Below are 8,900 nucleotides of genomic sequence, written 5' to 3'. Positions count from 1 at the left end.
AAACAGTGATCAACCGGAACCTTGATTGGATAAACAATCCCCATCTGATCAACAACGCCCTCATCATCATCTGGGTGACCGGCGACCCGTCTAAACAATCGTTTGTCACCTTTGGATTTATCGGTCTGATTGGCGCCCTTTCGGGGATGAATGAATACGGCGTAGCAACATTTCAGAACATGGGAAACTACATGGCTCCGCCAACAGGAACAGGGTTTTACCCGGTGAACCTCGCCCAAAGGGACGGGCTGGAGGCGGCAGACTACAATGGCGATGGACTGTGCACCGCGCGGGATGTGACCGATGCAGTGCGCGCTCATAATGTGTCGAGCACTTTTATTGTACACTCGGCAGGGCCAGCCTTTGATGAATCTTCTGCTGAAGTACTTGAAATTCATAATGCTTACGGATTTGCCATCAGAACAGTGGCTGATAATCCCGAATATTTTGGGGATAACCTGGTTGCAACCAACCATTTCAGACTGCTTAAACCGCCGGCTTACTGCTATCGCTACAGCCGTATTTCCGATTCACTGGAAACTTCCAATCAGCTTGATGTAAACCGAAACTGGAATGTGCTGACAGCTGCCGGCGTCACCACGAACCTGCAAACCATCCAGTTTATCCCCGCCCAGAATATCATCCGCTTTTCGATGGCCGAACCCGGTACTCCGGCATTTCTGATTCCTCCCACACAGGTTGATATGGATTCGCTATTCAGCATGTTTAATGTGGGAATCAATGAGCAAAATCTGACAAATGAAACCAGTGTCAGCATTTACCCCAATCCGGGGAAAGATCAGATCAATATTGTAATCGAAGCAGGCGAGAACAGGAGTGTTTCCATTTCAATCAGCGACCTGAATGGCCGCAAGGTTTTACAAGTAAATGAGATGACCCTCTCCCAGAATATTTTTACTTACAACTGGAACTCAAGTCGGGTTCCTGACGGCGTTTATTTTGCCAATATTGACCTTCATAGCAGGACGACCGGTAAAACAATGAAAGTGACAAAAAAGGTAGTGATTGCAAGATAGTATTTGATCGAAGTTTTTTAAATGCTAATCCTCTCATCATCAGTAAAAATCCTGATTCATCATGAATTTGATCATGGTATTAACTTTGTCTTTTACAAATTGCCTGGTGATATGTTGCTTAAACCGAAACATATTGGCTTCTTATGGGAAACTGATCGTGCAAGCCTCGCTCACCTTTACAAAATATGTTTTGCCGGATTCAAGATAATCCAGCGTATTAATCCCAAATTCAGGGTAATAGAGCTTGACTCCGGCAACCTCCTGCACAATGATCAGTTTATCAAGAATCGGTAAGAAAATATCTGCCACTGAAAGATCATCTTCACTGAGGATCGGGATCAGGTTCCAGCCTTCAGTAAGTTGGATGGTTTTGTTGGCAGGATCGGCGCCGCAAAGGGCAATCTGGGCTTCCCCGGACGTTTTAATCACGTAACCCGAAAGCCTGTCCCAATTGATGAGGGTATTGATTTCTTCCTCCGGAAATAAGGTTTCGCCCTGTAAATTGTACATAATGATCAATTCCTGGATTGCAGGCGACATGATGAATTCGATATCTGATTCAAACGGTTCGATAAAACTTGAAACGCCACTCCATCCTGATGGTATGGTGATCGTATGAATTTTACCGATGGTCAGGGTGATGCAATCAGTGATGGGCTCTGCACATGGTGCACAAGGAAGTGCGGTAACGCAAAGATCCACTGATCCATTCGAAATGTCAATTGCAGAAGGGAAATAGACAGCTCCTGCAGAAGCAGGATCATCAAAAAATCCTGTCCCGCTGGTTTGCCACAAAATGCCACAATGATTTTCGGCGTACGCCATCGTTATAACTGTTTCATCTTCACAAATGGTAGCGTTGTCGCCCGCATTCACCAATGGAGGCGCCTGGAAACAGAGTGTGAAATTATCACTTAGCGCCAGTTCACAGGGATTGACAGAAAATGCTGTCACACTGATTTGGATACATCCCTGCGGATAATCAATGACAGGGCTTGGATAGTAAATCGGTTCAAGCACATTGTTATCCGGTGAAAAGAACCCGCCTCCCGTTGTAAACCATTGCAGATTTTCATAATTGGCAGCATCAACCAATCCGGTAAAATCAAAAGAATCTTCGTAGCAAATGGTGGCTTGATCAATGATAATATCGATGGTAACCTGCTGTATGATTTCGATTGCAATGCAATCTACTGCGGGCACTGCGCATGGACTGCAAGGGAGGGCCGTTAAGCAAAGTTCAACTTCACCGTTTTGAATGTCAATTGGTGATGGAAAATAAGTCGATGACAAAGAATAAGGATCATCGAAAAAGCCCAACCCGTTGGATTGCCAGAGAATCCCACAATGATTTCCAGCTTCTGCCATAAGTATCACTGTTTCATTTTCGCAGATTATAGTATTTGCACCAGCATTGGCAAAAGGTGCAGGTGACACAGTTACTTCAACAGCAGCTGATTCGGAGGTAAAACCATCGCTTACAACAACATTATAGGTAACATCCTGAACCGGATAGGCCAGTGGGTTCTGCTGGTCTGACGTAAACCCTGCAGGGACTGATGTCCAGGAAAAGGTAAAATCACCTGATCCGCCATTAATATCAACACTTAACTGCACTTCATCACCTTCGCAAACCGATTCCGGATTTGCTGATACAGTTATGCTCATCGGAGGAAATCCTGGCGTTACAATAGTAGTTAGCGCCGATAACCCATTATCCTGAAACTTCCCGTTTTTATTTGGTAAAGCAGCATTGTAAAGAACTGCTGCATAATTCTCCTCACTAATTGCCGAGAGAAACGACTTCCATATCAGCATCTCATTAGCGGCAAATCCCTCTTTGAGGGTCGTGGTGGTAGCATCATCACCAAAAGCGACCACCACTTTACCGTTGATACCATCCCAAACCGCGGCGCCTCCACATTTTTCAATGCCATCCTGGTTGATGTAAAAAACACCGATAAAATCGCCGTAGGCCAATGATTGAGAGGGAAATACAACGTTAATTGGTACTGAAATCAGGTGGGAAGAACCGGTAGCGGTAAAATTCCAATCTGCAGGAAGATTTACCACGTTGATAAACGCTGTTTTTGTTTCTGTAATCACAGTGTCAGGCCAGACCACAGTCAATGACACATCAAAGTTTCCTGCTGAATTGTAGGTGATTGGCGGGGGCACTTTTCCAAGATAGATGGATGGCGTTCCACCCTGGAAATTCCATACCCATGAGGTTCCACCTGCTGAGGAAAGATCAGTGAAAGAAATGTTATTCCCCGCAATAATTAAACCGAGTGAGGCCGAAAAGTCGACAACAGGAATATCCTTTCCAGAAAAATCAATAAAAGATTCCCTTGGACCATTTCGGCTGGCATCAGAAAATACTTTTCCCGGACTTAACAAGATCAGGAACAAAAACATCTTAAAAAACAGTGTAAAATTTTTCATAATCGTTGAACTTTGGGTTAATAAATAAGCAATTCACTACTTAAAAAGGTAGTGCTAAACTAATGCTTTTTCCCGACAAGTATAAAAATGCCGAACATTTCAACTATTACCTTCTTATGGCATCAGAAAATTTGAATTTTAGCCGGGTAATATTGATTTTCCCCTTCAATGTAGAGTCTGATGATATAAATTCCACCTGCAATATTCTGATCAATCAGCATTTCACCATTTGCTTCAATTTGTCTTCTCAACAAGCATCGCCCGGTGAGATCAAACATTTCAAGAAACATTGCTTTAACATCAGGCTGAGAGGGTGAAATGATCACTATTTTTCCTCCCGAATACTGGATGATTGGTTTCAATTCCTGCTTGATCTCGCCGATTCCGGTATGACCTGAAAAAAACAGTTTGAACCTGTTGGGGTCATCGCCTGGTGCCGAGACGAATGTATAGCTGTCCTGGAGTGTAAGATCAACTGAAAGGTTTTGCTTACCGTCCCTTAGCAAAATCTTTGTGCCTTCGGGGAAAGTGTTTAATCCGGTTGCATTGATTTGATAAGAACCAGATAACCCTTTAGAAAAATTTAATTCCAACATGGTTTCCTCTTCAAAAGGTAGGGTGCACGTTGAAAGGTGTTTTTCAGGGGTTATTTTAGCATAAAAAGCAGGTGACTCGGAAAATCCGGACAGATAGTAAGAATCGAAACCGCTGTCGAAACCAGTTGTTGCCTCTTCATGAAACCTTACGCGGCAAACGGCAGCTGAAGTGTTTTCCAGGCTTTGAGTGATCAGGGTCAATGCAGGAAAAAACCCATTCTTGTACCAGTTCAGATCACTGTGCTCCCGCGAAATGGCCGGGATTGTTATTTTATTGATTGGATTATTCACCCTGATAAAAAATCCATTGTGTGGCGGTATGTGTTCTCCGGGATCGAGATCAATATAATTATTAATGCTTTCATCCCAAATTTTGGCTATATGATCAATTTCTACAAGATGCCACTGACCGTCATTCCAACGCAGCGCGCTTGGAAAGGGATTTCCGAGTAAATGCCATCCCCGCTCTTCTGAAAATGACAGGTTGTTAAATGAGATATCCTGGTTGTTAATTAATCCAGAAAACCATTTTGTATCATCCACATGGCTGGCTAACAGGTATCCGGTACCAGCAACAAAATGAGTGAAATTACCAGGAACTTTGTAGTTCAACCACAAATTATCAGTTTCACTATAGGTATAAAGGTCATCACTGGCCTCGGGATCAAACCTGCTGCCACCAATTAAAAAGGTTTGAACAGGAGAACCTAATAAATGCCATCCGTCCACCGGACCTGTATATCCTTTAACGAACCGTTCAATTCGAGCTGAGCCGCTTTTAGTCTGCTGTCCATAAAGGATTAATGAAGCTGTGGCCGTAGCGTTTGATTTCAGTACCAAAGACTCATCATCTGACAGCAATAAATCACCATGGATTGTTAACCAGCCTGAAGGTTCAACCATGAATTTACTTCCCTGTTCAATCGTTAAGTTACTCATCAAATGAAGATGCCCATTCAATGCTACTCCGGTTAAATGTGTGTTCCTGATTACAAGGCTATTTAGCTCGGTAACCCGGATATTTTCATCAGGCCCAATATCAACCCCGGGTACACTGCCCGAAATGACCAGATTTGAGGCCGGGGTCGATCTGATATTATTAAGATTTCCGGAAATTGGATTTCTTAATGTTAGTGTGTAATTATTCATATAAAACTCGCCATTTATTAAAGACAATGTACCATACAGGTCAATACTTCCCTGCATAATTGCCCCGGTGATCCGATCCATGACCAGATTGTTCAATATAACCGAGGGGAGGTATAACGGGTTTAACAACAAGCTGTTTCCTACAACCAAATTAGAATTTTCCCCACCTGTTAATGTTCCTGTCACTGTGGTTAAAAGACTTTCTCCAAGTGTAAGTGTGTTTTCCTGAATTTGAAAGCTGCCAACCTGAATACTGAGCAGGCCTGGAACTGATCTGTCATCATGCAATTTTACACCACTGAAATTCTGGACAGTAACATGTCTTGGTCCCTGATTGACTGGCCATTCGTCGTCGGTAGTAATTTGTTCGGAAAAGCCGCGGTAAAACAGGGTTCCGTTATCGCCATAGCTAATGTTTTGCCCATTTAGATCAATGGTGCAGTTGGAGAGCAAGAACGTTCCCCAAATTTTTATCGGGTTGATCAATCTCATTCCATTCGGGCGTTGTAATGTGAGATTGAACAAATCTGTAAGAGATACATTCATTATTGACCCGTCACCGCCAATTGTCAGGCTCGACCCGTTTCCTGACACAAGTACTCCTCCACTTTCTGACAGCAACCCATTCAGCGTTAGGGTATTGTTTTGGCCAATTGAAAGATTGCCTGAAAGGATGGACAAATTATCCTGAATGGTTACACTTCCGGTCATATTTACACCATCGGACCGGTAAATGTAAAGATTCCCCAATTCAGCCTGCGGCAGGTTAGTGGCCGTTTTCAAAGGTGAATCGTTGATTTGGAGCGTCGATTCGATCCCTGCCAAACTTCCATTGGTTGCTGTAATCATTCCATCAAGAAATAATGTGTTGCTGCCGATATTCAGCTGACCTGATGTTAGGGTAAGCTGATTTTTAATCGTGACATCACCACCAAGTGCAATCCCGTTTGAACGATCGATTGTCAGGCTTTTCAGTGTAATAGGCGGAAGTGTGGTAGAAGCGCCGTTACCGCCAAAATTGACTGAGGCTTCAACACCACCGGACAAGGTTCCGGAAATCACTAAAATAGCACCATTCAGGGTCAACTGATTGCTTCCGATGCTCAATGCTCCATTGGAGAGAAAAAGGTTATCATTAACTGTCAGGCTTCCTGTCATGTTTACACCGGCAGCCCTGTTGATTGTAAGATTGGATAATCCGGCAGATGATGGCGCCTGTCCCTGCTGAACGTTATCACTAAAAACCAGATGCCCGTTGCTGCTGCTTATTATACTTCCCACGGTAGAGGCAAAATTTCCGGCAACAGTAAGTGTATTGGACCCCAAATTTAAAATCCCGTTATCCAGATAGATAGAACCGTTTACCTGGCGACTGGCATGGAGGTTCAGCGTTTGAGAAGATTTGTCAATGACAAGGTCTATTGGACCATTTGTGCCGGGAAATTCTGCATTGCCCGTTGTTTGAGCCACTGACGTATTATCATATTTAAGGATGCCTGAAGTACCGTAGTTGATCATTCCTGCACCCAAAGAGCATGTCCCTGCCGTCATCGTCATTGTTCCATACACTGTTATGGCGCCTCCAATGGTGATGGTTGCTCCAGGCCTGTTGATGGTAAGATCATTAAGCCCGCTATTTACGCCCGGTAGTGTAGTGTTTCCGCTGCCGCTAAAAATGATGTTTGACAATGAACTGCCCGTTAAAGTGCCAGAATTTACCGTAATGGTGCTATTGTTTAATGTGAGTGTATGATTAGACCCAATGTTTAAAGTGCCTGAAAACAGGTTCAGGTTGTTGCTGATAGTTTTGCTGACATTCATCGAAACCCCTGCAGAATTGTTGATTTTTAGCTTGGGAACTGTCGATGAAGGCCATTCATTATTTCCCATAGTCTGCGCTGCATTTCCACGGTATTCCAACATACCCGATGAACCATAACTAATATTGGAACTGGCAACCGTACCATTCATCATGATTAATGAGCCATTGATGGCTGTGGGATTCGAAAAACCAAGGCTTGTTGTGTTGGAATTTGAACCAATGGTCACTGAACCTGAAATTGCTGATGGCAGTCCATTACCTGTGGATTGCGCACCGTTCCTGACAAACTGATAATTTGCATTGCCGTCAAAACCTCTTGCACCAGTTGACCGGATGCAACCACTGTTGCCACTTGAAGTTATGCCTTCCGAATGGGTTGTTATGAGTGTTGCTCCACTTGCGAGCGTGAAATTACCGGTAGTGGAACTGTAGTCGCCTAGAATATAATCAGCCAGATTCAGGATGGCTCCATTGGCGACAGTAAAATTTACTTTATTCAGAATAGTGCCGCCCGATTTGACGAAATTTTGCTGGGTTGTTCCATTAAAGACTACATTTCCATTATTCCCATCTGTAGTATAAATTAAAAAAGCAGAATTGGACATGGTTACATTCCCTTTCAGATTCAATGTGCTTATATCAGTGTTGTATGTAGCGATCCTGAAATAACCTCCATTCAGGGTAAAACTGCCATTTACTGTCATGGTAACATCGCTGGAACTGGCATCTGACATTGTAAAATCCCCATTTGAGTTTAAAAAATTACCGTTTACTGTCAGACCAACGTCTCCGCCTCCATTGGCAACATAAAACCTGGTTCCTGAGTTGATCTGAAAATTTCCTCCTACGAAAACAGAGCAAGTTGATCCATTTGAAAACATCAGGTTTTTTGAATTTGTTGAGGCAAAAGTCAGGTTACCGTTCACATGTGTCAGATCGCAGGCAAGACTGATATTGTCGGATTGAGCAGAACAATTCCATGTAAAATGATGAAACTGTTGATCCAGTTCACCGGGTTTTGAACCTTTTGAACCGGTAACTAAACAGGTTGAATTGGTTTCCCAGGTAGCAACAGGCAAATCAGAGCCTGACTGTGATGAGTTGTGCTCGTATGTTGAACCACCTTTAAAATTGATCGTGGCGCCTGTTGATTTGGTAAACTCTCCATATCCGGTAGCAGCATCGGTAACTTTCAGGTAACCATAAATAGTTGCTGTGGTATTGGAACTCATGTTGACATTCAAATTTCTGTCCGTTGCGGCATCGAGACCTTTGATGATAAATGTACTGCTGGCCTCAAGATAAAAGGCATTTCCTGTAGTTGTTGAAAGATTAAGGGTAGCGTTTGCAGCAGCATCAGGCTTTACGGTCACTGTCTGGTTTCCGGTAATGGTCAGCTTTCCGATTGTACCTATGGTAGCATTGATGATTACCACAATGTTTGAACCTGAGTAGGCATCAAATACGGCAATATCATTGCTTGCCCAGGTAATAGTTCCACCTATCGGTGTTCCATTGGAAGATAACGACCACTTATTACCGTCATTTCCGTAAGATTCTCCTCCACCTACCCAATACCTGGTGGTTTGACTGTAAATTTGACTTTGCAAGGTAAAGATGATTACAAAAAAAGTGAGAGATAATTTTTTCATAAACACAGTTTTTAGGTGATTAAACAATGAACTAAAATGGGGGTAAATTTAATACGGAATCAAAAAGTTGTCAAGGATTTTTAGAAAGATTTAGCAAATCTTTTCATCTCAATGCCTAAAAGTGTTATTACAATGATGGGGGGGAACAAAAGATTTCAATTGTAAACAGGAGACTGCCTCCAAAGTCTGGAATTAGCCC

The 8,900-nt window shown here is 43.1% G+C and carries 3 protein-coding genes; 1 reads left to right on the top strand and 2 read right to left on the bottom strand.

Annotated features, from left to right (window positions below; translation table 11 throughout):
- Positions 1-1,037, top strand: a 1,037-nt coding sequence (locus IH598_01280; GenBank protein MBE0637136.1) for a T9SS type A sorting domain-containing protein, incomplete at its 5' end; no start/stop codon positions are given.
- A gap of 141 nt (positions 1,038-1,178) precedes the next feature.
- On the opposite strand, the gene IH598_01275 is transcribed toward IH598_01280, so the two are convergent.
- Both IH598_01275 and IH598_01270 read right to left on the bottom strand, forming a co-directional pair.
- Positions 1,179-3,482 carry a PKD domain-containing protein gene (locus IH598_01275; protein MBE0637135.1) on the bottom strand — a complete coding sequence of 768 codons (2,304 nt, stop codon included), beginning with the start codon at positions 3,480-3,482 and terminating at the stop codon, positions 1,179-1,181.
- Between the two features lie 122 nt (positions 3,483-3,604).
- Positions 3,605-8,701: a hypothetical protein gene (locus IH598_01270; protein MBE0637134.1), complete on the bottom strand. Its 5,097-nt coding sequence runs from the start codon at positions 8,699-8,701 to the stop codon at positions 3,605-3,607.
- Positions 8,702-8,900 lie beyond the last annotated feature (199 nt).

It is taken from the genome of Bacteroidales bacterium (assembly GCA_014860585.1).
Taxonomy (GTDB): Bacteria; Bacteroidota; Bacteroidia; order Bacteroidales; family 4484-276; genus RZYY01.
This window is presented reverse-complemented; position numbering and strand designations above follow the sequence as displayed.